Raw genomic sequence first — 25,331 nt, 5'->3', positions numbered from 1 at the left:
TGAAAAAACATAAGCATCGGAAATATATACAGAAAATATCACAAATATGCACTATCGGAAATCATTTTCAGAAAAATTGCAAATTCTGCAAGCCTCGTTAGTTTGGGATATGCCTATTGTCAGGGAGAGAGACATGACCGGTCAAAACCCCGTTTTCATACCTGGTCCGACCAATATCCCGGATCGCCTGCGGTTCGCGCTGTCGGGTCAGACCGAGGATCATCGATCGCCGGATTTCGTCGGCATTCTCGCCCCGGTTCTGAGCGACCTGAAGAAGGTTTTCAAAACCAACAGCGGCACCATCATCACCTTTCCGGCCAGCGGCACGGGCGGATGGGAGGCGGCGGTCACCAACACGCTGTCGCCCGGAGACAAGGTTCTCGCGGCCCGGCACGGCATGTTCTCGCATCGCTGGATCGACCTGTGCCAGCGCCACGGCCTCGACGTCGAGATCATCGAATGCGAATGGGGGCAGGGCGCGCCCGCCGACCTGATCGGTCAGCGTCTCGCCGCCGACAAGGCCCAGGCGATCAAGGCCGTGCTCGTCACCCATAACGAGACGACGACGGGCGTGGTCAGCGATGTCGGCGCGGTCCGTCGCGCGATGGACGGTGCGGGGCATCTCGCCATGCTCTATGTCGATGCCGTTTCGTCGCTCGCCTCGATGGATTTCCGTATGGACGAATGGGGCGTCGATCTTGCCGTCTCGGGTTCGCAGAAGGGCTTCATGCTGCCAACCGGCATGGCGATCGTCGGCGTCAGCAAAAAGGCGATGGACGCCGTCGCGAGCGCCAAGTGCCCGCGCTGCTTCTTCGACTTCCGTGACATGGCCGGCGCCAACGCCAAGGGCGGCTTTCCCTACACGCCGCCGGTGCAATTGATCCAGGGATTGCGCAAGAGCCTCGACATGCTGCTGGAGGAGGGGCTGGACAATGTGTTCGCCCGTCATGCCCGCATTGCCGAGGGCGTCCGCCGTGCGGTCAATGCCTGGGGTCTGCGGCTCTGCGCGCAGGCACCTCATCTTTATTCCGATACGGTCACGGCGGTGCTGGTTCCCGCGGGCTTTAACAGCGACACGCTGACCAATCATGCCTACGATGCCTATGACGTCTCGTTCGGTGTCGGGCTCGGGCAAATGGCCGGCAAGGCGTTCCGGATCGGACATCTGGGTTCGCTGACCGAGGTGATGGCGCTGTCGGGTCTTGCCACGTTGGAGATGGCGATGAAGGATCTCGATTATCCGATCACGCTCGGCTCTGGCGTTGCCGCGGCGCAGGAATACTATCGGTCGACGAAGAGCGCCGCGCTCTCCAAGGCCGCGTAAGGACGGGCAACGGACATGGACACCAAAGTGCGCGAAGCGGACATACCGACATTCGACGACGTCATGGCGGCGCGGGAGCGGATCGCGCCCTATATCCATCGCACGCCGGTGCTGACCTCCAGCTATTTCAATGAGCTCAGCGGCGCCGAACTGTTCTTCAAATGCGAGAATTTTCAGAAGGCCGGGGCCTTCAAGGCGCGCGGTGCCTCGAACGCGGTGTTCGGCCTGTCGGAAGACCAGGCGCAAAAAGGCGTCGCCACGCACTCGTCAGGCAATCATGCCCTGTCGCTCTCCTATGCGGCCGGCCGGCGCGGCATCAAGGCGATCGCCGTCATGCCGCGAACCGCGCCCGAGGCCAAGAAGGCCGCGGTGCGCGGTTACGGCGGCGAGGTGCGAGAGTGCGAGCCTTCGACGGCGGCGCGCGAGGCGATGCTGGAGGAGGTCGTGGCCAGCACCGGCGCGGACTTCGTGCATCCCTATAACGACCATCGGGTGATCGCCGGGCAGGGCACCTGTTCGCTGGAGCTTCACGAGGAAGTGGGATCGCTCGACGCCGTGGTGGCGCCGATCGGCGGCGGTGGCATGATCTCCGGGACGTGTCTCACCCTATCCCACATGTCTCCATCGACCAAGGTCTACGCGGCCGAACCGAAGAACGCCGATGACGCTTATCGCTCGTTCCATGCCGGCGAGATCATCGAGGACGACGCGCCGCAGACAGTGGCCGACGGGCTGAAAGTGAGCCTGCGCCCGCGGACCTGGCATTTCGTATCGAGTTACGTGGCCGACGTGCTACTGGCGACTGAGGAAGAGATCATCGAGGCCATGTACCTGACGTGGCAACGCATGAAGATCGTAATCGAGCCGAGTTCGGCCGTGCCGCTGGCGACGATCCTGAAAAACCGCGAGCTGTTCGCCGGTAAACGGGTCGGGGTGATCCTGACCGGCGGCAATGTCGATTTGAAAAAGCTGCCCTGGATGCAGAGCTGAGGGAGAAAAGCCATGAACGCACCGATCAAGATCGACGACTTTGAGGTTGGCTACAACATTCCCGCGGCCGTTGGCATGCGCGAAGATGAGATCCAGACGCCTTGCCTGATCCTCGACCTCGACGCGCTCGAGCGCAACGTCGAGAAGATGGGCAAGTTCGCCAAGGACATGGGCGTGCGGCATCGCTCGCATGGCAAGATGCACAAGTCGGTTGACGTGCAGAAGCTGCAAGAGAGCCTCGGCGGCTCCTGCGGCGTCTGCTGCCAGAAGGTGAGCGAGGCCGAGGCCTTCGCCCGCGGTGGCATCAAGGACGTGCTGGTGTCGAACCAGGTTCGCGACCCGGCCAAGATCGACCGCCTCGCGCGCATCCCGAAGCTCGGCGCGCGCACGATCTGCTGCGTCGATGACGTCGCCAACGTCGCCGACCTGTCGGCGGCGGCGCAAAAGCATGGCACGACGATCGAGTGCCTCGTCGAGATCGACTGCGGCGCCGGGCGCTGTGGCGTGACGACGACGCCCGCGGTCGTGGAGATCGCCAAGGCGATCGACGCCGCGCCGGGCCTCAAATTTTCCGGCATCCAAGCCTATCAGGGCGCGATGCAGCACATGGACAAATACGAGGACCGAAAGGCCAAGATCGACATCGCCGTCGCCATGGTGAAGGACGCCGTCGACGCGCTGAGGGTCGAGGGGCTCGCCTGCGACATCGTCGGCGGTGGCGGCACCGGCAGCTACTATTTCGAAGGCAATTCGGGCGTCTACAACGAATTGCAGTGCGGCTCCTACGCCTTCATGGATGCCGATTACGGCCGCATCCTCGACAAGGACGGCAAGCGGATCGACCACGGCGAGTGGGAGAACGCCCTCTTCCTCCTCACCTCGGTGATGAGCCACGCCAAGGCGGACAAGGCAATCTGCGACGCCGGGCTAAAGGCGCAGTCGGTCGACAGCGGCCTGCCGTTCATCTACGGGCGCGACGACGTCAAATACGTCAAATGCTCGGACGAGCACGGCGTCATCGAGGACCCGAACGGCGTCCTGAAGGTGAACGAGAAGCTGCGCCTGGTGCCCGGCCATTGTGACCCGACCTGCAATGTCCACGACTGGTATGTCGGCGTGCGGAACGGCAAGGTCGAAAGCCTGTGGCCGGTCACCGCCCGCGGCCTGGCGTACTGAGGACGACGCATGTTCATCGTTTCCGAGGAAAGCTGCAAGAAACTGGTCGGTCGCGCCGACGCCTTCAAGGCGGTCGAGGCGGTGTTCGCCGCGATGGCCAAGGGCGACGCGTATAATTTCCCGGTCATCCGCGAGGCGATCGGCCACGCCGACGCGCTTTACGGCTTCAAGTCCGGCTTTGATCGCTCAGGCCTCGTGCTCGGCCTGAAATCCGGCGGCTACTGGCCGGGCAACGCGGCCAAGGGGCTGACCAATCACCAGTCGACCGTCTTCCTGTTCGACGCCGATACCGGTCAACTCAAGGCGCTGGTCGGCGGCAACTATCTGACGGCGGTCCGAACGGCGGCGGCGAGCGCGGTTTCGATCGCCCATCTCGCGCGCCCCGACGCCAAGGTGTTGGGCATGGTGGGAGCCGGCCATCAGGCCGCGTTCCAGCTGCGCGCCGCGGCCGAGCAGCGGTCGTTCGAGAAGGTGGTCGCGTGGAACTTCCACCCCGAGATGCTGCCGGCACTGGCCGGGGTGGCCGAGGAGATCGGCCTGCCCTTCGAGGCGGTGGAGCGCGAACGGCTCGGCGCCGAGGCCGACGTCATCGTCAGCATCACCTCCGCGCATGAGCCGTTGATGATGCGCGACTGGGTCAAGCCGGGCACCCATATTGCCTGCATGGGCACCGACACCAAGGGCAAGCAGGAGGTCGATCCGGCGCTGGTCGCAGCGGCCACGCTGTTCACCGACGAGATCGCCCAATCAGTGACGATCGGCGAGTTCCAGCACGCCGTCGCCGCGGGACTGGTCAAGGAGGAGGCGATCACCCCGCTCGGAGCGGTGATCAACGGCACTCATCCGGGGCGCACGTCCGACGACGAGATTACCCTGTTCGACGGCACCGGGGTCGGCCTGCAGGATTTGGCGGTGGCGTCCGCCGCCGTCGTGCTCTCGCGGCGATCCGGCGACGCCACCGAAGTGGCGCTCTGAGGTCAGGCGCCCCTGGCGTTGCGTGCGAGCCTATTCGATGATGCGGATGAGCGCGCTGGAGACGATGTCGCTACCGCCAACCTCCTCGCAATGCGATTCGAAGGTCGAGTTGCCGCTGAGATCGACGGTGTAACCGACGATCTGGGTGCAACCGTCACCGGTACTGGAATTGCCGCGGTATTTGAGATCCCCCGCCGGCATATAGACGGCGCCTTGCAGGATGGAGTCGGATGTACCGGCGACGGTGTGGGTGATGCCCGTTTGGTCGCGTCCGCCAAAGAACAGGATGCCCGAGAACGGTCCGCTCATCGGCGCCGACAGGTTCATCCGGGTGTTGCCTCCCAACTTCAGCCCGGCGCCGTTCGTCAGGTAGAAGGTGACGCCTAAGCCGACGAGACCCGCGGTAGCGGGATCGACACTGCCGCCGTTCACCGTGAAGTCGCCACCCTCTATGATGTAGAGACCCGGCTGAAAGACGACGTCTCCCTTGATGCTGAGGCCGTTGCAGAAGCGCATTGCGGCGACGCCGCTGGGATGGTTTTCGACCGGCGTCAGCGTCGTCGACGCATTGGGCTTTCCGACATTCTTGCTTTGGCAAGTCCCCTGGACGACTGGTTCGGCCACCGACGCATAGGGGTCGGCCACGGCCGCAGCATATTCCTTCGGCTGGTCGCAATCGGTCAGATCGAGAGCCGCGGTGGTCACGGTCGCGCCTACCGAATAGATGCACCCGGTCGACAAGGTCGCCGCGCCCTTCATCAGGAACGAGTCCGACGCGTTGGAATTGGAAGCGACGTCGCAGCCGGTCAGGCTGAGCGATGTCGAGCCCGATACGGTTACCGCTCCCGGCGCGGATGGTGACAAGGCCAGGATACAGGCTCTTGCCGTTTCGTTGATTTTGGCGACCGCCCGGGCGCCGATGTCGACGGGCTCGTTGCTGAACATGGCCGAAAACAGTCGAGGCTCGATCTGTGAAAGCAGGACCTCGACTGTATCCGGATCGCCGGCATTCGGCCCGGTCGCGACCGGCGAATTGACGATGAAATTGCCGGACGAACCCGAAAAGCCGGTTTGATTGGCGATATACAGCGCGGCCGTACGCATCCCGTCGGCGGTGTCTCCGGAACGCTTGCGGACGGCCGCGGCATGGACCGCCACATCGGCCGCGTGCTGCAATTCGCGCTGGGTCATGTACCAATAACCCGTCTCGACGCCGAGACCGATGCCGCCGATGACGACCGGAAACATGATGGCCGCGATCACCGACGTGCTGCCGATCCGATCGCCGACAAACCGTTGCAATGCTTCGCCCGCAAGCCGTCGGACGCGGCCGGTTCTCAAGCGCGCGACGCGTGCCGGCGGGGTCGCCGCGGCGCGGCGCTGATTGGTCTTGGGGGTGCTCAGAGCTTTTGGCATGGTCATTGCGCCTGCATGACCCGAATAATCGCCGGTGTGATGATGATGGCGAAAAGGACGGGAAGGAAAAACAGGATCATCGGAACGGTCAGCTTCGGTGGCAGCGCGGCGGCTCGCTTTTCCGCCTCGCTCATGCGCATGTCGCGGTTTTCCTGGGCCAGCACGCGCAGGGCCTGACCGACGGGCGTGCCGTAGCGCTCGGCCTGGATAAGGCTGGTCACGACGGCTTTTACCCCGTCGAGGCCTGTACGCAGACTGAGATTCTCGAACGCCTTGCGGCGATCCTGAAGATAGGAAAGCTCCGCCGTCGTCAGGTTCATCTCCTCCGCGAGCTCGATGGATTGGACACCGATCTCCTCGGACACCTTGCGGAATGCGCCCTCGACGCTCATGCCGGATTCCACACAGATCAGCATCAGGTCGAGCGCCTCGGGCCAGGCCCGGCGGATCGACGTCTGCCGCTTGGTCGTTCGGTTTTTCAAAAGAATGATCGGAAGGTAATAGCCGAAATAGCCGGCCCCCAGACCGATGGCGATCTTGGGAAGCAGTGGTGTCGCTTCACTGAGGAACATCACCATGTAACCGAGGGCGGCGACGAACATGGCGACTGGAGCGAGGATGCGCGCGGCCAGGAAACCGACCACCGGTCCTCGGCCGCGATAGCCGGCCCGCGCGAACATCCGGGCGATCTCGCCGTCCCCGACCTGTTCGGACAGATTGAAGTGATTCACGATGGCCTGATAAAATTTCTTGGGCGGCGCCCGCAGCAGCAGCGGATCCTTGCGATCGGAAAGATGGGAACGTTCGCGCAGGCGAATGCGCTCTCTTTCGTCGCCCACCTGCCGCATCCGCTCGCCGAGGGTATCGCGGGCGAGATACGGCCAGCTTACCAACAGGATGGCGGAAAAGCTCGAGAACGCCGACAGAAGGGCGATGACTGGTTTCGGGTCGGTCGGGATGAATGAGAAGTCCATCATCATCCTCAGAAATCGAAATTGATCATTTTGCGCATCACCAGGATGCCGAACATCATCCACACGGCGCTGCCGGCCAGGACGATATTGCCGAGGGTCTCCGTGAACAGCAGCGAGATGTAGTCGGGGGTGGTGACGTAGACGAGGCCGGCGACGATGACCGGCAGGGAACCGATAATTCCCCCCGAGGCCTTGGCTTCGGAACTCATCGCCTTGATCTTCGCCTGCATCTTCTTGCGCTCGCGCAGCACCTTGGAAAGATTGCCGAGGGCTTCCGCCAGACTTCCGCCGCTGCGGGCCTGGATGCCGATCACGATGGCGAAGAAGTTGGCCTCCGAGAGCGGCACCCGTTCGGCAAGGCGCTGCACGGCCTCGTCCATGGGGACGCCCAGGGTCTGATCCTCGACGACCGTCTTGAATTCGCTGCGCACCGGGTCCTGCGCTTCCGTCGCGATGATCTTCATGCAATCGCTCAGCGGCAGGCCGGATTTGATGCCGCGTACGATGACGTCGACGGCTGACGTGAATTCCGCCGTGAAACGTTTGAAGCGGCGGTTGCGGCGAAAATTGACGAAGAGGTGCGGCAGAAAAAGGCCGCCGGCGATCGCGAACCCGCCAGCCGCAAGCGGCTCGCCTCCCACCGCGACAACGAGAAGGAAGGTCAGGCTGGCAGCGGCAACGCACACTACGTAATAGGTTCGCTTCGACCAGCTGAGCTCGGCCTGCCGCAAGCGCACGACCAGTTGGGGCTTCGATTTGTTTCGCTTCGCCTGGCTTTTCTGCTTTTCCTCGATCTCGCGCAGGGTCTCCTCGACAGATCGTTTGCGGCGGGCGTTCTCGGAGTTGCGGTTGGGCCCGGCCAACGCCGGACCGCTGGTGGCGATCGCGGTGAAGCGGCTGTCGTAGGCGCGACGCTTGGCGCCGAGGGGATAGACGAAGGAAAGCAGTAGGCCACCGCTGCAGAGCGCCGCGAGAGCGTAGATCAAATTGGTCGGGGAGAGGCCGTCATACAACATGGTCAGGCGGCCACCGCGCTTTGCTCGGCGGCGTCGAGGGCTGCCGCGAGGCGCTTATCCTCGTTGTAGTAGCGCGCGCGATCCCAGAATCCCGGCCGTCCAACCCCGGTCGAACGATGGCGGCCGAGCACCTTGCCGTCGGCGTCCTCGCCGACCATGTCGTAGACGAACAGATCCTGGGTGGTGATCACGTCGCCCTCCATGCCGAGCACTTCGGTAATGTGGGTGATCCGGCGCGAGCCGTCGCGCAGCCGCGCGGCCTGGATGATGACGTCGACGGAGCCGACGATGATCTCTCGGACGGTGGTCGCCGGTAGCGAGAAACCGCCCATTGCGATCATCGATTCCATGCGCTTCAAGCATTCGCGCGGCGAGTTGGAGTGGATCGTGCCCATCGAGCCGTCATGGCCGGTGTTCATCGCCTGCAGGAGATCGAACACCTCGGGTCCGCGCACCTCGCCGACGATGATCCGCTCGGGACGCATGCGCAGGCAGTTCTTGACCAGGGCCCGCATGGTGATCTCGCCCTCGCCCTCGATATTGGGCGGGCGGGTTTCCAGCCGGACGACATGCGGCTGCTGCAACTGCAGCTCGGCCGAATCCTCGCAGGTGATGATGCGCTCGTCTTCGTCGATATAGCGGGTCAGGCAGTTGAGCAGCGTCGTCTTGCCCGAGCCGGTGCCGCCCGAAATGACGACGTTGCAGCGCACCCGGCCGATGATCTGCAGGATGGTGGCGCCCTCCGGGGAGATGGCGCCAAACCGGACCAGATCATCGAGCGTCAGCTTGTCCTTCTTGAACTTGCGGATCGTCAGCGTCGGTCCATCGATCGCCAACGGCGGCGCGATGACGTTGACGCGGGAGCCGTCGGCCAACCGCGCATCGCAGATCGGGCTCGACTCGTCGACGCGACGGCCGACCTGGCTGACGATCCGTTGGCAGACATTGAGCAGTTGCTGGTTGTCCTGAAAACGGACGTCCGTCTCCTGCACCTTGCCGTTCACCTCGATGAAGATGCGGTTGCGACCATTGACCATGATGTCGGCGATGTCGTCGCGGGCGAGCAGCGGCTCCAGCGGTCCGTAGCCGAGCACGTCGTCGCAGATTTCGCCGACCAGCGCCTCCTGCTCGGCGATGCTGATCTGAACCTTCTTCGCCGTGATGATGTCATTGACGACCTGGACGATCTCCTCGCGCGCTTCGTCGGTCTTCATGGTCGACAGGACGGACACGTCGATCGCGTCCACCAACGCGTCGAAGATCTCTCGCTTCAGGGAAAAGTGCTTTTCGCCGCGCGGCTGCTTTTCCGGGCGCACGACCCGCGGCGGCGTGATGGCGGTTTCGCTGGTGGGGATGACGCAAGCCACAGCGTCGTCGTTGGACGCGGCTGGAGTGCTCTCCTCTTCCGTCTTCCTGCCGAACATGGTTCCTCCGCAGCGATACGCTATGGCGGCCTGACGTCCGAGGATGGGGTCACGTCCATTGTGACGCCTGAAGCCGTGTGTCGGTTGCGCCGCACTTGCGGCGAACCGGCCGTCTCAGGATCTCGAAGCGGTCATCGCCTGACTGGGGGGATGCTATCGAACCACGATTGCAGCGCCGTAAAATCGATCGACGCAATTGTAATCAATAGCGAATAAATCGGGGCGGAATGCACCCAGCGGCGCAAGGGGCTGCGGTCAGTTCAGCGGAATGCGACGGGACACGCTCAGCGTCATGCCGTTTGCCGACACCCCCGGAACCACGAACTCAAAGGGATAGGTGATCGCGACCGTGCGAAACGACACGCCCGCTTCCGCAGCCGTGCCAAAATCAATTTGAAGAAGGTCGGGGCGGTTGCCGGTGAAGGATGTGCGGATTGTCGAATCCAGATCCGGATTTGGAACCGTCGCGTCGTTAAGAACGGAGCGAACCGCGAAATCCGCCGCGAAGGCGAGGTCGTTGCGGACATTCAGGGCCCGCCCGAATTCGACGACGCCGAGCGAAACAAGCAATAACGGAAAGCATATGATGGCGAATTCGACGGCCGTCGCACCCACATCGTCGTTTCGAAAGCGGTTCCGCAGGCTCATCGTACCTGCACCTGAATCTGCGGCCGGAAGTTGAGATCAGGAATGATCCAGCCGCTGTAAGTCTTTGTCCCGCCAATTTGATAGAAGCTGTAGGTCGGCGCTGATCCGGCGCAACTGGTCGAGGCGGGCACCGCGACGTCGGGCGCTTCCGGGCAGGCGTAATAGCGCGACACCGACATCACCAGATCGGGGGCGACCGCGGGGTCTGTCGGGGGCGGAAAATTCGGCGTGGCGGTGGCCGTCATGACGTCGATGACACGCTGCTCACCCGGATCGGCCATAGCGGTCTGGGCGCCCGCGCGCAGGACGTGGTCGATCGCCATTCGTTCGTTCAACGCCAGGCCGAGATCCGCCGTCGCGATGAGAGCGAAGAACAGGATCGGTGCGAAGAGAGCGAATTCGACCGCCGAGACGCCGTCCCTGCCGGCCATCAGCGCCTGGAAGCGATCCGCCGATCGCCGGAGACGAGGGCGGCTGCGTCGTCGGTCCCGGGAAAAGGGCGGCAGAGCGCGCATCGCGGTTCAACGCCTCCCGACCAAGCGCGCGGCAAGAGCATTGATGCCTTTCCTCGCGGGCCGCGACACCGCCTTGCCGCTGATCAGGGAGTGTGCGAGTTCGTCAAACGAGCGGGCCACGGGCGAACGGGCCGATGTTTCCCCGATCATGCGACCGTCATTGGCTGCGTTGCCGAAAAGCGCCGGGTCGAAGGGGATGCTGAGGCTGGGCTCAAGCGCGACGGCAGTGGCAAAGGCCGGAGCCTTGATCTCCGGGCGTTTCGGGATGCCGATCTGGTTCAGGACCAGCTTGGGAGGGCTGTCATGCGGCCGGGTGGACCGCAGGAATTCGATGACGCCCTTGACGTTGCGCATATTGGCGAGGTCCGGCGCGGCGGTGATGACGACGTCGTCCGCGTCGGTCAGAAGCCGTTTGACCCAGGCGGTCCACATATGGGGAAGGTCGAGGATCGTCAGCCTGGCGCTCGATCGCGCGATGTCGATGAGGCCGTTGAAATCCGTCTCCCGCAGATCGTAGGCGTTCGTCAGCGCGAGCGGCGGCGTCAGGATGCTGAGCCGTTCGCCACGCTGCGTCATGATCCGCTCCAACAGCACGTCGTCAAGCCGGTCGGCGTCGCTGATCGCGTCCATGACCCCCTGTGCCGCCTCGATGTTGAAGTCCAGGCCGGCGGTGCCGAAGGGTAGATCCATATCGATCAGAAGAACGTCGGAATCGAAGGACGAGGCCAGCGACCAGGCAGTATTGTGCGCCACGGTCGATGAACCGACGCCCCCACGCGCGCCAAAGAAGGCGCAGACCTTTCCCAGCTTCTGCGCGCCAGCGCTTTTGTAGAGGCGGCCGATCGTGGCGATCAGCGACATTACGTCCAGCGGGGCGACGACATATTCGTGGATGCCCTGCTCGATCACTTCCCGGTAGAGCGTGATGTCGTTGCGGTGTCCGATCACGATGACTTTGGTGCTGGTCAGGCAGACATCGGCCAGCGCGTTCAGCCCTGCGAACAGCGCGGCATTCTCGGCCGTCGTTTCAACGATGATGAGATTGGGGGTCGGACCCTTGCCGTAAAGCTCGATCGCAGCCGGCAATCCGCCGCCATGGACCGTCAATCGCGTCCGTTGCAGGCGTCGGTCCGACGCGGCCGCCTCGGCGGTCCGGGCAAGCTCCTCGGTCTCGGTGAAGACCGCGATGGCGATTTGCGGAATGATCAGGCTGCCGGTGGCGGACGCGTTCGTCGCCGCCTGTTTCGGCGGTGTCTTGTCCCCGGTAGCGGAGGAAGCAGGCATCATGGGCGCCTCGTCGTCCGTCAAGGCGACGACTGGCGAGCTCGCCACAGCGATCCCGCGGTATGTGGCGCGACCTTCACGACCTCCATCTTGCCGTCACGATAGACGCCGACTGTCGGCTCTCGGCGCTTGACCGCGAGCTTCGGTTCGTTGAGATCCGCTGCCGACCGCAAGGCCAGGGACAGAGTCCCGGAGGCCTCGGCGGCGGTGATCAATTCTACCTGTTGGATGTCCAGCTCGAGGGTTGCCGTCCGCCCGACCACGACCTGTTGCGGGTTGGCCGGGTCGGCGTTGCGGCTTTGGTCGACAGCCAGCACGCGGACATTCCTCAAGATCGCGCGGCTGACGCTCTGCGGCGGCTCGGTGCCGATGCTCGGTCGCGTGTAGGTGTGGACAACATCGACCCGGTCATTGGGCAGCACGAACCCGCCGGCCGTGTTTTCCGCCGAGACCCGGACCGCGACCGCGCGTTTGCCAGCCGGCAGCAGGGCGGACATATAGCCGGAGCCGGCCGGGGCCAGCTTGTCGCTGCGGATCGGTTCGCTTTCCTGGAACTGGCTTTTGACGAGCGAGCCGGCGAGCGTCTCGATCGCGTCGGGTTGGGAGGCACGGGTGATGAAACCGGCGGACACGGCACCTTCGGGCCATGACTGCCAGCGCATGCTGGTCTCTTCCAGCAATCGTCCCTGGCCGATCTCGGCGGATGCCACGAGCACTTCGCTCATCGCGATCCGTGCGATCTCAGGCGCCTGCTCGACCTGAACAGGAGTGTCGGGCTGGGCGAATGTGATCCAGGCAGCCAGTCCGCCCGAACTGAGCGCGGCCACGAAGATGAGAGCTCGAATCATTGTCCTACCGTGCGGGAAGGTTGTTATCGAACCCGCCTGCTTCCTCATAATCCGAGGGAGCTTAGGGCCGCGAGCTTGACCACCCGTTAAGAAAGGACGTTAACGGGACAGGTCGAATTGTCGTGGTCGTCGGGGGCTCAATCTTATCTTGGCTGCCGGGTGAACCGGGCAGCCGTCATTCCGCCGCGGGTGCCGCGGGCGCGGTTGCTGCAGGCTGCGCCGGCCCGGCAGTCTGCCCGATACCGCGATACACACGCACATTCCGTTCGGCCACCTGTCCGTCTGACCGTATTGCCGTGACGTTGCGATGAGGGGGAAAGGCGTTCGCCGTGTGGACCGCCATGTTCGCCTGCATCGCGTTGCCCGCGCCGAGTGAGATCGTATCGCGCTGATTGGCATAGTCCGCGCAGCCCGTCAGCAGGGCAGCGGCGGCAAGGACGACGATCTCAAGGCTGGGCGTGCGCATTGCCGTTATCCGTCTCGATGTCGATGATGTGGCCGTAGGGTCCCGAAATGCCTTGGCCTTCCTTGAACGATCGCAGCATGTCCTTATCCACCTCGAGAAGGCCGAGCGCGAACAGCTCGACGTCGTCGGGAGAGCGGGTCTGGTCGAGCGGGGAATAAAGTTGCTCGCCCGGGCTCGCCGGTTGGACGAGGCGGGGGGTTACGACCACCACCAGATCGGTTTCCTGCTTCTGGAAGCTGGTCGAACGGAACAAGGCGCCGAGGATCGGAACCTGGCCGATCCACGGCAGTTGCTCGATCGTCTTGGCGTTCACCGTCTGCAGCAGCCCGGCCATGGCGAAGCTCTGGCCGTCGCGCAGTTCGATGACGGTCTGCGCCTTGCGCGACGTGAAGCCGGGATTGCCGTTGACGACGACGGCTGGATCGATCTCGCTGACCTCCGTCATCACCCTGAGATTGATCAAGCCGCTATCCAGAACGGTCGGCAGGAATTCGAGACGGACACCGTAGGGGCGGTATTCGGTCTGGGTTGAGGAGGAACCGTTGGCGCCGACGACGGCCGCCTGGATCGGCACCTCGCCCCCGGCATGAAAGCTCGCCTTTTCGCCGCTCATGGTGGTCAAGTTGGGCTGTGCCAGCCGCCGCGCGAGGCCCTTCTTCTCGAGCGCATTGATGATCATGTCGACGCGAACGCCGGCGCTCTCGAGAACCTGAGCGACTAGCGATCCGAAGGGCGTGCCTTGCGAATTGCGCCCGGCATTGTCGTCGAGATAGGATTTCGGCTGGCCGGTGTCGGGATCGGCATTCAACCGGACGCGGGAGCCGATGACGCCGAGCGAAGTGCCACCGGACACGCGGAAGTTAACGCCGAGATCGCGGCCGGCGCTCCGCCTTGCCTCAAGCACGCGCACTTCCAGCGCGACCTGTTGGGCGTCGGTCACCGCTAGCGCGTTGATGACCGGCTCGGACGAGAATTGCTGGGCGACGTCCATCACCTTCACCGCGTCGGGCGCGCTCTTCACGGTTCCGCTGAGATGAATGCGATCGTTGAAATTGGTCACCTTCACCTTCGCGCTGGGGACGGCGGCGCGGATCGCGGAATGGACGTTGGCGAAGTCCATGCTGACACGAGTGTCGACGACGCCGAGCAGCCTGTCGCCGTCATCGTAGATCGAGATATTGGTGATCCCGTTCGACCGGCCCTGGATGTAAAAGGAACGATCGGACAATGGCACCACATCGGCGATCTTGACGTCGCCAACGACGAGATTGGCGAAGGGCCGGTTGGTGGTGATGGTGACCGTCGAGCTTTGCCGCACGACCACATTCGACACGCCGCCGTTGCCGATGGCGAGCATCCGCTGCTGGGCGGCCGCGGGAAGGACCGCGAGGCAAGCGAGCGTCGTCAGCGCGATGCATAGCAGTCGCTTTGCCGACGATGATGCACGGACGCCGCGGGGCGGTGTGACCGCCGGTTTCCAGTGATGGAACATATCCATCGAGCCCCTTTCGCGTCCCGGCCTCCGCTGTCGTCCGGTTGGTTCGGCGTATGCTCATCTGCGCGTGGATCCGCTACGCGGTTCAAGCGACAAACAGGCGTCGGACCCCGATGCGGTCCGCACGCCGCGGCAGTCTGCGACGAGATGGTTAAGGGCGGGTCAACAGGAGAAACGCCTGGGACCATTCGATGCGCTAACCTTGCACGTTGGGACTACCTGCCCGCATTGCGGCAGCCGTTTTTTCATCCGCTGGAAAGAATGTCTCGATTGCGATTTCGGACAAGGTGATATCGGTGGCCGTGCCGAAGACAGTTGTCGTGCTAAGAAAGGCAAATCTGTCGCCTTTGATAGCAAGCTCAAGTCTGACGGCAATGGGAGCGCGTGCCGCGCCTCTATCGTTCGGACGCCATGGTTTGGCGTCGCTGGGAACAGGATAGGCCGTCAGTTCATCGAGCAGCGATTTCAGACCTGCATCGTTGGACTGCTCCACCTGTTCCTTCAGCCTGGAAACCAAATGCGCCCGCCATTCGCGGAAATTCAAGATGCGGGAAGCCAGACCATCGGGATGCAGGCTGAGGCGCAGAACATTAACCGGTGGCGCCAGAAGCTGCGACGCTATTCCTTCCAGGAACGGCGCGATCGCGCCATTGGCGGAGATCATGTTCCAGTGACGATCAACCGCTAAGGCAGGGTGTGGTTCATGGCCTTTCAGGATTTGATCCACCGCCTGTCGAGCGGCTGCCATGGCATCGTCATCGAGAGGCCGCTCCCGGTAGAGCGGGGCAAAGCCCGCGGAAATCAGGATCGCGTTGCGTTCGCGGAGCGGCATAGCGAGACCTTCCGCGAGACGCAGCACCATATCCCGGCTGGGCGACGCCCGTCCCGACTCGACAAAGCTCAAATGGCGCTGAGACACCTCCGCTTCGACAGCCAGTCCAAGCTGGCTCAAACGTCGACGCTGACGCCAATCGCGCAAGATGTCGCCCACTGCGATCATGGTTTCGGTCATTGAGCGAGGTTAGCCGAAAGCGCAGGGCTTTCAATTACCTTTGACGTAATCGACTTGGCGCCGGCGGTCGGGAAACTGGATCGAGGACCTTCGCGGATGGTCCGTTCAAGAACCAGGAGAACCAAACATGACCGCCATCACTTCTCTTTCAATCCGGTCCCTTCTCATGATCGATGCTGCGGCTTGTGGCCTAATGGGTACATTGCTGATGACATCATCGCGTCCCTTGCAAGCATTGACGCGAATTCCGGTGGAGCTGCTTTTCTATGCGGGCGCCATTCTGTTCCCAATCGCCGCTTTCATGGCGATAGCCGCCGCATTCCCCCAGCCCCAGCTAGCGGCCGTCTGGACTGTCATCCTCGGCAATTTGGCGTGGATCGCTGCGAGTATCATCCTCCCCTTCACACTCATTTCTCCCAATGCTTTAGGATGGGCTTTCCTCCTCGGACAGGCAGCCGTCGTGGCCGTCCTCGCCAAGCTGGAAAGGGGTGCAGTAAGCCGGATGGTAGCGACTTGAGGAAAGTGCGGAACCAGAAGGTCTGCGATCGCACCGAATTGCTCGTCTGAGGAGCGATCAAGCCTCTCCGAAAGATGTGACCTCTATTGCCACACAGGTGGTCGCCGCACTCTCCCAAGCAGTCCTAGTGGATTGAATTTGACATTTGATACCCATGTGCGGCGGGCTCGAAATCAAATGTCAAATTTGAAAAATCCACTAGAGTCATAAAATTGCTAGTGGTCCTTTGATTTCGACATTTGCTTGCCAGGGTGCTCCAAGGGGATGCAAATGTCGAAATTGGATCACTAGCGGGCATCCACCCGTCGGTAGGCCACGGATCCATCGGGAAGCTCTTGTCGCTGGAATTCCGGCGAGGCGGGCCCCAACGACTCATCGAATGGGGGCCCACCTTGCGCGGCGAATTTCACGGCTCTTCGTTGCTCCGTGTTTTGGCTCGGGTTGGCCGTTTCGGTCAGCTCGGTGATGGCCAGAAGGGCGCCGGCAAAGGTCTCGTCCAGCCTCGCGCTGGTGTCATCGAGTGTGTCCACGCTTTGGCCGACGGAAACCCGGAGCTGTCCCAGCCCATCCGCCAATCCGCCCAATCCGGCGTCGACCCGGTCGATCCTGCCCTGGATCGCGCGATCGACGCGATCGGCGGCGCCGTCGACGCGGCCGCTCAGGCGTTGTTCGATACCGTCAAGCCTGGCCATGCGGTTGTCTAGGGTGTCGAGGTCCTGCATGGGGCGCCATGCGAGCATCATCGTCACGGCGACGGCCAGCGTGGCGGACAGACAGGCGCCGTTCAAGACAAGTAGAATCGCCGACCAGGAGCGTTTCGTCTCGGGCGGTGTTTGCGTCTCCTGTCGGTCCGTGACGGGGGCTGGAACCGGGGCGGGGGCCTGATTTTCATGAACCTGGGCTGTGTGAACCCACGCGGGCATGGCAGTCACCGATCGACCTTTCATCACGGGCGCTCAGCTCCTTTTGGCTCGAGAGACGCTGTTGCGGAGAAGGCGCAAATTGTTGGCGACGGTGACGCTGCGGGGGGCGAGCGCCTGCGCTTTGGCAAAGTGCCGGGCGGCGGAGCGCAATTCGCCGCGCAGCAGCGCCGAGTAGCCGATGTTGTTGTAGTACTCGACCGTACCGGGAATGAGCTTGGCGAGCGCGCCATAGGCCGTATCGGCGGTGTCGAACTGGCCGAGCTGATCGGCCGAGGCGGCAAGGCCGAGCCAGGCAGCCGGGTTGTTCGGATAGACTTCCGCCGATTTCTTGAATAGCGCGTAGGATTTGCCGTAATTGCGGGCCTTGAACTGGGTTCTGGCCTCGGGCAGCAGACGAATGTCTTCAATGGCGGCGGCATAGCCAAAGGACGAAGCGCCGAAGGCGTCGTCCAGATTGGAGGACCGACAGCTGGAGAGGGCAGCGGCGAGGCTGACGGCCATGATCACCAGATGTTTCGTCATCGACATGCTTTCCCTCCAGTGATCAAGACGGAAAGCTGCTCCTTCTCGCCGATCACCGTCCGTGTGAGCCGTGTCCACAGTCGACCTCGGCGCCCCGGATGGACACCTTTCCACGGATTCTCTTAATTCGCCGTTGATGACCGGTGGCGGCAGGCTGGATGCTGCGGCACGGCGCGCCGGGCAAGGGAATTGGCTGCAAGCCGCGGAACGTCTAATACCAACCTGCGGCGATAGGGACCTATTCGATGGCGCTGAACGGGCTTGTCCGGCCAGGAGCGACGCGCGGGTCGATGCGGCGCATCGGGCAAGCGGTGCGACGCCGTCCGGCGAGCCCGTCCAGCCCACCGAAGGCCGGGCGCTCGCCGCGCCTGGCTTCGTCACGTGCCTCGCCCGATGCGCCGCATCGCGCGTCGTCCCGCTCCTCGCCACGCATCGGCGCCAAGGTGCGGGGAATGGCCGGTCGAATGGGTTCCTATCACCGCAGGTTGGTATAACGCTGTCCGGGGCATCGTCGCGGTTCGACAGAAACCGCAAGAAGCCGTCTATGGAGACCATCCCGGTTCTTCATGATCCGCCTGCCCGTCAGATCCTTGTCGGCGGTGAGCACTGGAATGGGTTGTAACGTGCGCAAACTTGACCTGGACGACCAGACCATCGCCGTCATCGGGCTGGGCTATGTCGGCCTTCCATTGGCGGTGGAGTTCGGCCGAAAGCGCCGGGTCGTCGGATTCGACATTCGCCACGAGCGGATTGCGGAGCTTCAGGGCGGGCGGGATGCCACGCTGGAAGTCGATTCAGCCGGCCTGGCTGCGGCGGAATTGGTGACTTTCACCACGAACCCGGACGCGCTCAAGGCCTGCGGCGTCTTCATCGTGACGGTTCCGACCCCCATCGATCGCGCCAACCGTCCGGATCTGGGCCCGCTCGTTCGGGCGAGCGAGACGGTGGGAAAGGCGATCTCGGAAGGGGCCGTCGTCATCTATGAATCGACGGTCTATCCGGGTTGCACCCGCGATGTCTGCGTCCCGATCCTGGAGCGATTGTCGGGCCTGACGCTGAACGAGGGTTTCTTTCTTGGCTACAGCCCTGAGCGAGCAAACCCGGGCGACAAGCAGCACCGGCTGACGACGATCACCAAGGTGACCAGCGGCTCGACGCCGGACGCCGCCGAGGCCATCGACCGGCTCTACGGTTCGATCATCACCGCCGGCACGCACAAGGCGAGTTCGATCGAGGTCGCCGAGGCTGCCAAGATCATCGAGAACACCCAGCGCGACCTTAACATCGCGCTGATGAACGAGCTGTCGATCATCTTCGATCGGCTCGGCATCGACACGCTGGACGTGCTGGCCGCCGCCCGGACGAAATGGAACTTCCTGCCGTTCAGGCCGGGCCTCGTCGGGGGGCACTGCATCGGCGTCGATCCCTATTATCTGACGCACCGGGCGCAGGAGGTCGGCTATCACCCCGAGGTCATTCTGGCCGGCCGCCGGATCAACGACCGGATGGGGCATTATGTGGCGGACCAGGTCGCGCGATCGATGATGCGCCGCGGGTTGCCGGTCGTGGGGAGTCGGATCCTCGTCATGGGCATCGCCTTCAAGGAGAATTGTCCCGACCTTCGCAATTCGAAGGTCATCGACATCGTCAACGATCTGCGGCAGTGCAATGCCCAGATCGACGTCTGGGACCCGTGGGTTTCGCCGGCGGACTGCCGCCAGGAATTCGGCATCGACTGTCTGACGACGGCGCCGGACGAGGCGGTCTATGACGGGATCGTTCTCGCCGTCGGACACCGCCGGTTCGCCGAGATGGGAGCGGCCGCCATTCGCCGCTTGGGCAGGGAGGGCGCGGTGCTTTACGACGTCAAGGGCATCTTCGCCGAACACGAGACGGACGGGCGCCTCTGATGACGATCCTGGTCACCGGCAACGCCGGGTTCATCGGCTTTCACGTGGTTCGGCGTCTCTTGGAACGCGGCGACAGCGTCGTCGGCTTCGATGTCGTCAACGACTATTACGACCCGGCGCTCAAGGAAGCGCGGCTGCGTGTTCTTGAAGAGGCGGCCGGCAAATCAAACGGCGACTACGTCTTCGTGCGGGCCAATCTCGCCGACCGCGACGCGGTGAACGCTTGCTTCGCGGAGCACCGGCCGGACCGGGTAATCCACCTCGCGGCGCAGGCCGGCGTGCGCTATTCGCTGGAAAATCCGCTCGCCTATGTCGAGAGCAACGTCGTGGCCTTCACCAACATCCTGGAGGCTTGTCGGTACAATCAGATCCGGCATCTGACCTATGCGAGCACCTCCAGCGTTTACGGCGCCGATACGGCAATGCCGTTTTCCGAGCATCAGAGCGTCGATCATCCCGTGCAATTTTACGCCGCGACCAAACGCGCCAACGAATTGATGGCGCATTCCTACAGCCATCTGTTTCGGTTGCCGACGACCGGGCTGCGGTTCTTCACAGTCTACGGTCCCTGGGGACGGCCGGACATGGCGCTGTTCCTGTTCATCCGGGACATCCTTGAGGGCAAGCCGATCAAGCTGTTCAACGGCGGCAACCACACCCGCGACTTCACCTTCGTTGAAGATATCGCCGAAGGCGTGGTCCGGGCGAGCGACAACATCGCCCAGCCCAATCCGGACTGGAATAGCGATCGGCCGGACCCGGCGACGAGCAACGCGCCGTTCCGCCTGTTCAACATCGGCAACAACGCGCCAGTGAAACTTCTCGATTACGTCGAGGCGCTGGAGGAGGCGCTCGGCCGCAAGGCGGAGCGTGAACTGCTGCCGCTGCAGCCGGGCGACGTGCCCGACACCTTCGCCGACGTCAGCGAACTGGAGCGGGCGATCGGCTACCGGCCGGCGACGCCGGTGCGCGAAGGAGTGCAAGCTTTCGTGGACTGGTATCGGCGCTACTATGATGGTGGCGCGGGGAGCTGAGAGGATAGGAGCCCCGAGGACACGCCTCAGCCGCAAAGCGGCGCGGATATCAGGCGAGATCGTCCTCGCTATCCCTTCAGGCGACGGTCAGTGAAATTGCGGCGATTGGCGGCGATGGCGCGGGTCGCGGCGAGGGCGTCGGCGTCGCCGGCCAGTGCCTCGATGCGGTCGACCTGGTTGATCGCGACCAGCCGCAGCAAGTCCTCGCGCACCCGGCCGCCCGCGTCGCGGGGGAGACGCTCGACCGCCTGGACGACATCCGGGCGCGGCGCGGCGGCGGCGAGCAGCCGCTTTTCCAGAGCGGGCGCGTCATTGCCGGGAGCGGTTTCGACAAAGGCGTAAATGCCGACCCCCTGGCGCTTGGGATAGGGAAAGGGTGACAGGGCATGGGCGAGGATCGCCGGGTCGGACGCCAGCCGCGCGCCGATCGCCTTACCCTCGGTATCCATGCGGTCATGGGTGCCTTCGCCGTCGGACCAGTTGAACAGCCCGCGGGTGATGGCGTTGTAGATCGGCTTGAAGGTCTGCATCCACAGCCGCGCTGGCAGGCTCTTGGTGGCCAGCAGCTTTTTTTCCGCCGGGGTCAGCGCTTGCGGGCAGAAGCTGCGTTTCTGCTTGAGGAGATGGCGGATGTCCTCGCGCGCCATGAGGCGGAACAGCTTGGAGCGGCGGGCGAAGATGGTGGCGAGCTGCATGTCGATCAGCGCCGCCTTGCCGTCGGGGGTGATCAGCCAATTCTGCGGCTTGGCGAGGTCGTTGTGGGTGATGCCGGCGCGGTGGACCTGCCGCAAAAGTCGCTTGGCGTCACGGAAATAAGCCACGTTGCCGACCGGCTTGGCGACATGCAGCGGCGTGCCCTCGATCCACGAACGGTAGAGCGCGCTCTCGTCGACGCCGAGTAGTTTCGGCGTTCCCGCCACCGCGTCGAGGGCATCCAGGGCCCGGATTTCACGACCGGCCAGATGCCAGGCGAGCGGCCGCGCCCAGCGCGCCGAACGGCTGACGCGGCGGCGCGTCACCGCCGTGTCGGGCGCGTTCTCCAGATGGCCGAAGGCGATCTCGCCGAATATGTCGCGCTTGAGGACCGTGCCGGCGACGAACGGAGAGGGCAGATGGGGGTGTGATCGCTGCATGGGCCTCGTCAAACCGGAACGTCTCGCACTGGCGACCGCCTCGCCGGATCTCACGTTCGATATGGGTGCCATTATCGACCGGGGATCGCCGAAAGGAAAGCCGGGGGTGACCCGACTTAACGATCCATTCGTATTGACCGGCATTCTTCGCGCCGCTGCCCTTTCCATCGCGGGGCGACAATGAAATACAAGACAGACTTGCCGCCCGCCTTACCAACCTCGTCACCGTCAGTCGAAGCCCATGTCCGTCGAGAGTCCCTCCGTCCCTTCCGTTGCGCCAATCGCACCGGAGGCGGAGGCGCCGCCGGAGCGCGAGGTCGCGCTGCCGCTCATGCTGCTGTTGGCGCTGGTCGTCGGCATCGTCGCCGGCCTCGGTGCGATCGTGTTCAAATATCTGATCGCCTTCATCTACAATTTCGCCTTCTACGGCCGAATCAGCATCGATTTCGATCCCAACGCCTATGGCGCTCCCAGCCCGTGGGGCGCCGGGATCATCCTGGTTCCGGTGATCGGCGGGCTGATCGTGGTCTGGCTGGTGCGCAGCTTCGCGCCCGAGGCCAAGGGGCACGGCGTGCCCGAGGTGATGTACGCGATCTATCACAATGGCGGTAACGTGCGCGGCGTCGTCGCCGTGGTGAAGTCGCTGGCCTCGGCGATCTCGATCGGCACCGGTGCCTCGGTCGGCCGCGAGGGGCCGATCATCCAGATCGGCTCGTCCTTCGGCTCGACCTTCGCCCGAGCGCTCGGACTCGTCCGGCATCAGAAGATCACGCTGTTGTCGGCCGGCGCCGGCGCCGGCATCGCGGCGACCTTCAACACGCCGCTCGGCGGCGTCTTGTTCGCCTCCGAGGTGCTGCTGCCGGAGATCTCGGCCCGCACCTTCCTGCCGGTGGTCGTGGCGACGGCGACCTCGACCTATGTCTTCCGTCTGGCCATGGGCATTGAATCGGCGTTCCTGCTGCCGCTCGGCGCTTTCGGGCAGACCGAGGCGGTGAACGGCGCCGAGCTGGTTCTGGCGGCGCTGCTCGGCGTGGTCGTGGGCGTCGCGGCATGGCTCTTCGTAAAGCTGCTGGCCGCCTCCGAGGATGTGTTCGAGGAGTCCAACCTCAATCCCTACATCCAGAACATCATCGGCATGACCAGCGTCGGGCTGATGGGCTATGTGTTCCTGCTGAGCAGCGGGCAATACCACATCTACAGCGTCGGCTACGCCACCATCCAGGACATCATCGATGGCGGCCACACCAGCGCGCTGCTCTTGCTTTTGCTGTTCGCCGGCAAGCTCGTCGCCACCTGCGTCAGCCTCGGATCGGGCGCCTCGGGCGGCATTTTCTCGCCGAGCCTGTTCATGGGCGCGACTCTCGGCGGGGCGGTCGGCGCGCTCGGGATGATGGTGGCGCCGGACGCCGGCCTCAGCGTCGAGACCTTCGCCGTCATCGGCATGGGCGCCATGGTCGGCGGCGCCACCAGCGCAGCGATGACCGCGATCGTCATGATCTTCGAGATGACCCGCGACTACGAGATCATCCTGCCGCTGGTGCTGGCCGTCGCCATCGCCATCGGCGTGCGCCGCGCGCTGATCCAGTCCGACATCTACACCATCAAGCTCAGACGGCGGGGCCGGCCGATCCCGACCGACCGGACCACCAACATGTTCCTGGTCCAGCCGGTCAGCGAGGTGATGGAAACGAGCTTCGAGATACTGCCGGGGTCGATGACGGTGAGCGACGCGCTCAAGCACATCGACGTCGAGACGACACGGGTGATCCTGACCGACGGCAACCGCATCACCGGCTTCGTGCGGTTCGGCACGATCCCCTATCGCGCCGACCGTTTTGCCAGCCAGACGCTCGCCGATATCGGCTCGACCGAGTTCATCATCGCCTCGACGCAGAACAACCTGAACACCGTCGTCACCCGCATGAACCGCAGGAACCGCTCCTACGCGATCGTCGTCAACGACGTGCGCGGCCTGCCGCGGCCCGAGGACATCGCCGGCATCATCAGCCGCGAGGAAATCGCCAAGGCGGTGGTGCAGAACCATTACGGGTGAGGGGGGCGGCTGGATTGCGGCTAAGAGTCCGTTTCGAAACTCACTGCGGCGGGTTCAAAGGCCCCTCGGATGGTCGCTCCGCAATGACATGATACCCGATTTCCGCGGGTTTGGGCGTCCCGGGTGAACCATGGAGGCTGGTCTTGGCAGGGTTTCGAAACGGCCTCTAAGCGGTCGTTGGTATGGCGACCATTTTCGCCGTTTCTGCGGTTGGATGCGAAGCCGACAGCGGTCGTTCGTTTGTGAGCCAGCGCACGGGCCATGTTGCAAGCGGGCACGGCGGTGTAGAACGGTGGTTGCATGCAGCGGCTACGCACTCAGGAAGGAATGGAGATTGGAGGATATGTCGGGTTCGGACCGAGATGCGGTGTCGGTCAACGTTGGCGAACTGGAATTCTCGGATGGCACCAAGATACAGCTTGGCGAGAGCGATATCGTTGTGTTCGTTGGACCGAATAACGCCGGTAAGAGGCCGTTTCGAAACCCTGCCAAGACCAGCCTCCATGGTTCACCCGGGACGCCCAAACCCGCGGAAATCGGGTATCATGTCATTGCGGAGCGACCATCCGAGGGGCCTTTGAACCCGCCGCAGTGAGTTTCGAAACGGACTCTAAGAGCGCGGCGCTCCGAGAGATAGAGGACGCGTTTTCTCAAAAGAAGGGGAAGGTATTCCGGACTGTATCACTCAGGCAGTCCGGCACGGGCGACGATGTCGCAGAATTTGTTAAACACCGTAGTCGAGAGACCTTCGAAGGGGCGGACACTTGGTATTCTGGTCTAGGTTATCGAATGTTATCAAGGCTCATAATTAGCGAATGGTCCAGTAATATCAGTATATTTACGGCCATCTTCCTGAGAAGGTTGTCGACTGAGAGGCCGTTTCGAAACCCTGCCAAGACCAGCCTCCATGGTTCACCCGGGACGCCCAAACCCGCGGAAATCGGGTATCATGTCATTGCGGAGCGACCATCCGAGGGGCCTTTGAACCCGCCGCAGTGAGTTTCGAAACGGACTCTGAGACGCGAATAACGCAAAGTGATCCCGTCCCCTCGATCAATACACTCGAGCAGGATCCGTCGCACCCTATTCATTTGCTTGCAGCCGACGATGCGCTGGAGCAGCGGATCAGTGGCTATTTTCGACGCGCGTTCGGGAAGGATTTGATCGTCTTCCGGGGCGGCGGTAGCGTCGTGCCACTATTTGTGGGCGATGCCGCCAGGCCTGCCGAGGGAGAAGACAGGGTTTCGACCTCCTATCTCAAGCGCCTTCGCGATCAGACCGTGCCTCTTCACGAACAGGGCGACGGAATGCGAAGCTTCGCGACGATGATCCTCCATCTGCTCGCGATGGACGATCCGTCGATCTTGATGCTCGACGAGCCGGAGGCCTTTCTACATCCGCCACAGGCGCGGCTTATCGGCGAATTCATTGCGAAAGAACGGGCGCCAAATACTCAGCTTTTCATAGCAACTCATAGTCCGGACCTCCTTCTGGGCTTGCTCAGCGCAGCGCCAGACGCGCTGAGGGTCATCCGACTGCAGCGGGTCGGAGCGGTAAACCGTGCGAAGGAGCTTGAAAAAGATCAGGCTAAGAGGCCGTTTCGAAACCCTGCCAAGACCAGCCTCCATGGTTCACCCGGGACGCCCAAACCCGCGGAAATCGGGTATCATGTCATT

At 63.3% G+C, this 25,331-nt stretch carries 24 protein-coding genes; 10 read left to right on the top strand and 14 right to left on the bottom strand.

Features of this window, described 5'->3' with window-relative positions; translation table 11 throughout:
• Positions 1-133 precede the first annotated feature (133 nt).
• Genes bhcA through bhcD form a run of 4 tightly spaced genes read left to right on the top strand, consistent with a single transcriptional unit; the run spans position 134 to position 4,465 of the window.
• Positions 134-1,324 (top strand): L-aspartate--glyoxylate aminotransferase BhcA, encoded by a 1,191-nt coding sequence (gene bhcA / locus VQ044_RS09805; protein WP_327647049.1) that lies wholly within the window; start codon positions 134-136, stop codon positions 1,322-1,324.
• A 15-nt stretch (positions 1,325-1,339) separates the two neighbouring features.
• Positions 1,340-2,314, top strand: a complete 975-nt coding sequence (gene bhcB, locus VQ044_RS09800) for a beta-hydroxyaspartate dehydratase BhcB (protein WP_327624180.1) — start codon at positions 1,340-1,342, stop codon at positions 2,312-2,314.
• 12 nt (positions 2,315-2,326) lie between these two features.
• Positions 2,327-3,490 carry a 3-hydroxy-D-aspartate aldolase BhcC gene (gene bhcC / locus VQ044_RS09795; protein WP_327624179.1) on the top strand — a complete coding sequence of 388 codons (1,164 nt, stop codon included), beginning with the start codon at positions 2,327-2,329 and terminating at the stop codon, positions 3,488-3,490.
• A gap of 9 nt (positions 3,491-3,499) precedes the next feature.
• Positions 3,500-4,465 carry an iminosuccinate reductase BhcD gene (bhcD, locus tag VQ044_RS09790; RefSeq protein ID WP_327624178.1) on the top strand — a complete coding sequence of 322 codons (966 nt, stop codon included), beginning with the start codon at positions 3,500-3,502 and terminating at the stop codon, positions 4,463-4,465.
• 30 nt (positions 4,466-4,495) lie between these two features.
• Here bhcD and VQ044_RS09785 read toward each other — a convergent pair whose 3' ends face one another.
• The 11 genes from VQ044_RS09785 to VQ044_RS09735 form a co-directional block, all read right to left on the bottom strand.
• On the bottom strand, positions 4,496-5,881 hold the full coding sequence (locus VQ044_RS09785; protein WP_327647047.1) for a pilus assembly protein TadG-related protein: 1,386 nt from the start codon (positions 5,879-5,881) through the stop codon (positions 4,496-4,498).
• A 2-nt stretch (positions 5,882-5,883) separates the two neighbouring features.
• A complete protein-coding gene (locus VQ044_RS09780; protein WP_442872897.1) occupies positions 5,884-6,855 on the bottom strand; it encodes a type II secretion system F family protein in 972 nt (323 codons plus the stop codon).
• 8 nt (positions 6,856-6,863) lie between these two features.
• Positions 6,864-7,871: a type II secretion system F family protein gene (locus tag VQ044_RS09775; protein WP_327647043.1), complete on the bottom strand. Its 1,008-nt coding sequence runs from the start codon at positions 7,869-7,871 to the stop codon at positions 6,864-6,866.
• A 2-nt stretch (positions 7,872-7,873) separates the two neighbouring features.
• Complete coding sequence (locus tag VQ044_RS09770) at positions 7,874-9,295, bottom strand: CpaF family protein (RefSeq protein ID WP_327624174.1); 1,422 nt, start codon at positions 9,293-9,295, stop codon at positions 7,874-7,876.
• 255 nt (positions 9,296-9,550) lie between these two features.
• On the bottom strand, positions 9,551-9,943 hold the full coding sequence (locus VQ044_RS09765; protein ID WP_327624173.1) for a TadE/TadG family type IV pilus assembly protein: 393 nt from the start codon (positions 9,941-9,943) through the stop codon (positions 9,551-9,553).
• Positions 9,940-10,374: a TadE/TadG family type IV pilus assembly protein gene (locus tag VQ044_RS09760; RefSeq protein ID WP_327624172.1), complete on the bottom strand. Its 435-nt coding sequence runs from the start codon at positions 10,372-10,374 to the stop codon at positions 9,940-9,942. Before VQ044_RS09760 ends, VQ044_RS09765 begins: the two co-directional genes overlap by 4 nt.
• 90 nt (positions 10,375-10,464) lie before the next feature.
• Positions 10,465-11,745 (bottom strand): AAA family ATPase, encoded by a 1,281-nt coding sequence (locus tag VQ044_RS09755; RefSeq protein ID WP_327650913.1) that lies wholly within the window; start codon positions 11,743-11,745, stop codon positions 10,465-10,467.
• A 17-nt stretch (positions 11,746-11,762) separates the two neighbouring features.
• Positions 11,763-12,569, bottom strand: a complete 807-nt coding sequence (gene cpaB, locus VQ044_RS09750; protein ID WP_327647041.1) for a Flp pilus assembly protein CpaB — start codon at positions 12,567-12,569, stop codon at positions 11,763-11,765.
• Between the two features lie 196 nt (positions 12,570-12,765).
• The gene (locus VQ044_RS09745; protein WP_327647039.1) at positions 12,766-13,056 is read right to left on the bottom strand and encodes a hypothetical protein; all 291 of its coding nucleotides are present in this window, start codon (positions 13,054-13,056) and stop codon (positions 12,766-12,768) included.
• Positions 13,037-14,554 carry a type II and III secretion system protein family protein gene (locus VQ044_RS09740; RefSeq protein WP_327647037.1) on the bottom strand — a complete coding sequence of 506 codons (1,518 nt, stop codon included), beginning with the start codon at positions 14,552-14,554 and terminating at the stop codon, positions 13,037-13,039. Before VQ044_RS09740 ends, VQ044_RS09745 begins: the two co-directional genes overlap by 20 nt.
• 193 nt (positions 14,555-14,747) lie before the next feature.
• The gene (locus VQ044_RS09735; RefSeq protein WP_327647035.1) at positions 14,748-15,563 is read right to left on the bottom strand and encodes a helix-turn-helix domain-containing protein; all 816 of its coding nucleotides are present in this window, start codon (positions 15,561-15,563) and stop codon (positions 14,748-14,750) included.
• Positions 15,564-15,690: 127 nt separating this feature from the next.
• Between VQ044_RS09735 and VQ044_RS09730 the strand changes: the two genes are divergently transcribed.
• Positions 15,691-16,080: a hypothetical protein gene (locus VQ044_RS09730; protein ID WP_327647034.1), complete on the top strand. Its 390-nt coding sequence runs from the start codon at positions 15,691-15,693 to the stop codon at positions 16,078-16,080.
• A 287-nt stretch (positions 16,081-16,367) separates the two neighbouring features.
• Here the strand turns inward: VQ044_RS09730 and VQ044_RS09725 are convergent, their stop codons facing one another.
• Together VQ044_RS09725 and VQ044_RS09720 are read right to left on the bottom strand one after the other, a co-directional pair.
• Positions 16,368-17,027 carry a hypothetical protein gene (locus VQ044_RS09725; RefSeq protein ID WP_327647032.1) on the bottom strand — a complete coding sequence of 220 codons (660 nt, stop codon included), beginning with the start codon at positions 17,025-17,027 and terminating at the stop codon, positions 16,368-16,370.
• Between the two features lie 9 nt (positions 17,028-17,036).
• Entirely contained in the window at positions 17,037-17,525 is a 489-nt protein-coding gene (locus tag VQ044_RS09720) for a tetratricopeptide repeat protein (RefSeq protein ID WP_327650915.1), read from the bottom strand.
• Between the two features lie 623 nt (positions 17,526-18,148).
• Between VQ044_RS09720 and VQ044_RS09715 the strand changes: the two genes are divergently transcribed.
• Together VQ044_RS09715 and VQ044_RS09710 are read left to right on the top strand one after the other, a co-directional pair.
• Entirely contained in the window at positions 18,149-19,435 is a 1,287-nt protein-coding gene (locus VQ044_RS09715) for a nucleotide sugar dehydrogenase (protein WP_327647030.1), read from the top strand.
• Positions 19,435-20,469: an NAD-dependent epimerase gene (locus VQ044_RS09710; protein WP_327647029.1), complete on the top strand. Its 1,035-nt coding sequence runs from the start codon at positions 19,435-19,437 to the stop codon at positions 20,467-20,469. Before VQ044_RS09715 ends, VQ044_RS09710 begins: the two co-directional genes overlap by 1 nt.
• A gap of 68 nt (positions 20,470-20,537) precedes the next feature.
• Here the strand turns inward: VQ044_RS09710 and VQ044_RS09705 are convergent, their stop codons facing one another.
• Positions 20,538-21,602: a serine/threonine protein kinase gene (locus VQ044_RS09705; protein WP_327647028.1), complete on the bottom strand. Its 1,065-nt coding sequence runs from the start codon at positions 21,600-21,602 to the stop codon at positions 20,538-20,540.
• On the opposite strand from VQ044_RS09705, the gene VQ044_RS09700 reads away from it, so the two are divergent.
• The 3 genes from VQ044_RS09700 to VQ044_RS09690 all read left to right on the top strand — a co-directional run.
• On the top strand, positions 21,601-21,786 hold the full coding sequence (locus tag VQ044_RS09700; RefSeq protein ID WP_327647026.1) for a hypothetical protein: 186 nt from the start codon (positions 21,601-21,603) through the stop codon (positions 21,784-21,786). The two genes, VQ044_RS09705 and VQ044_RS09700, sit on opposite strands and share 2 nt — an antisense overlap.
• Positions 21,787-21,843: 57 nt before the next feature.
• Positions 21,844-23,655 carry a chloride channel protein gene (locus VQ044_RS09695; protein ID WP_327647024.1) on the top strand — a complete coding sequence of 604 codons (1,812 nt, stop codon included), beginning with the start codon at positions 21,844-21,846 and terminating at the stop codon, positions 23,653-23,655.
• Positions 23,656-24,650: 995 nt separating this feature from the next.
• A partial coding sequence (locus VQ044_RS09690; RefSeq protein ID WP_331827666.1) for an ATP-binding protein occupies positions 24,651-25,331 on the top strand: 681 nt, incomplete at its 3' end.

Source organism: Aurantimonas sp. C2-5-R2 (genome assembly GCF_036549495.1).
Taxonomy (GTDB): Bacteria; Pseudomonadota; Alphaproteobacteria; order Rhizobiales; family Rhizobiaceae; genus Aurantimonas; species Aurantimonas coralicida_A.
Note: the sequence above shows the minus strand (reverse complement) of the source record. Positions and strands in the feature narration are given on the sequence as shown.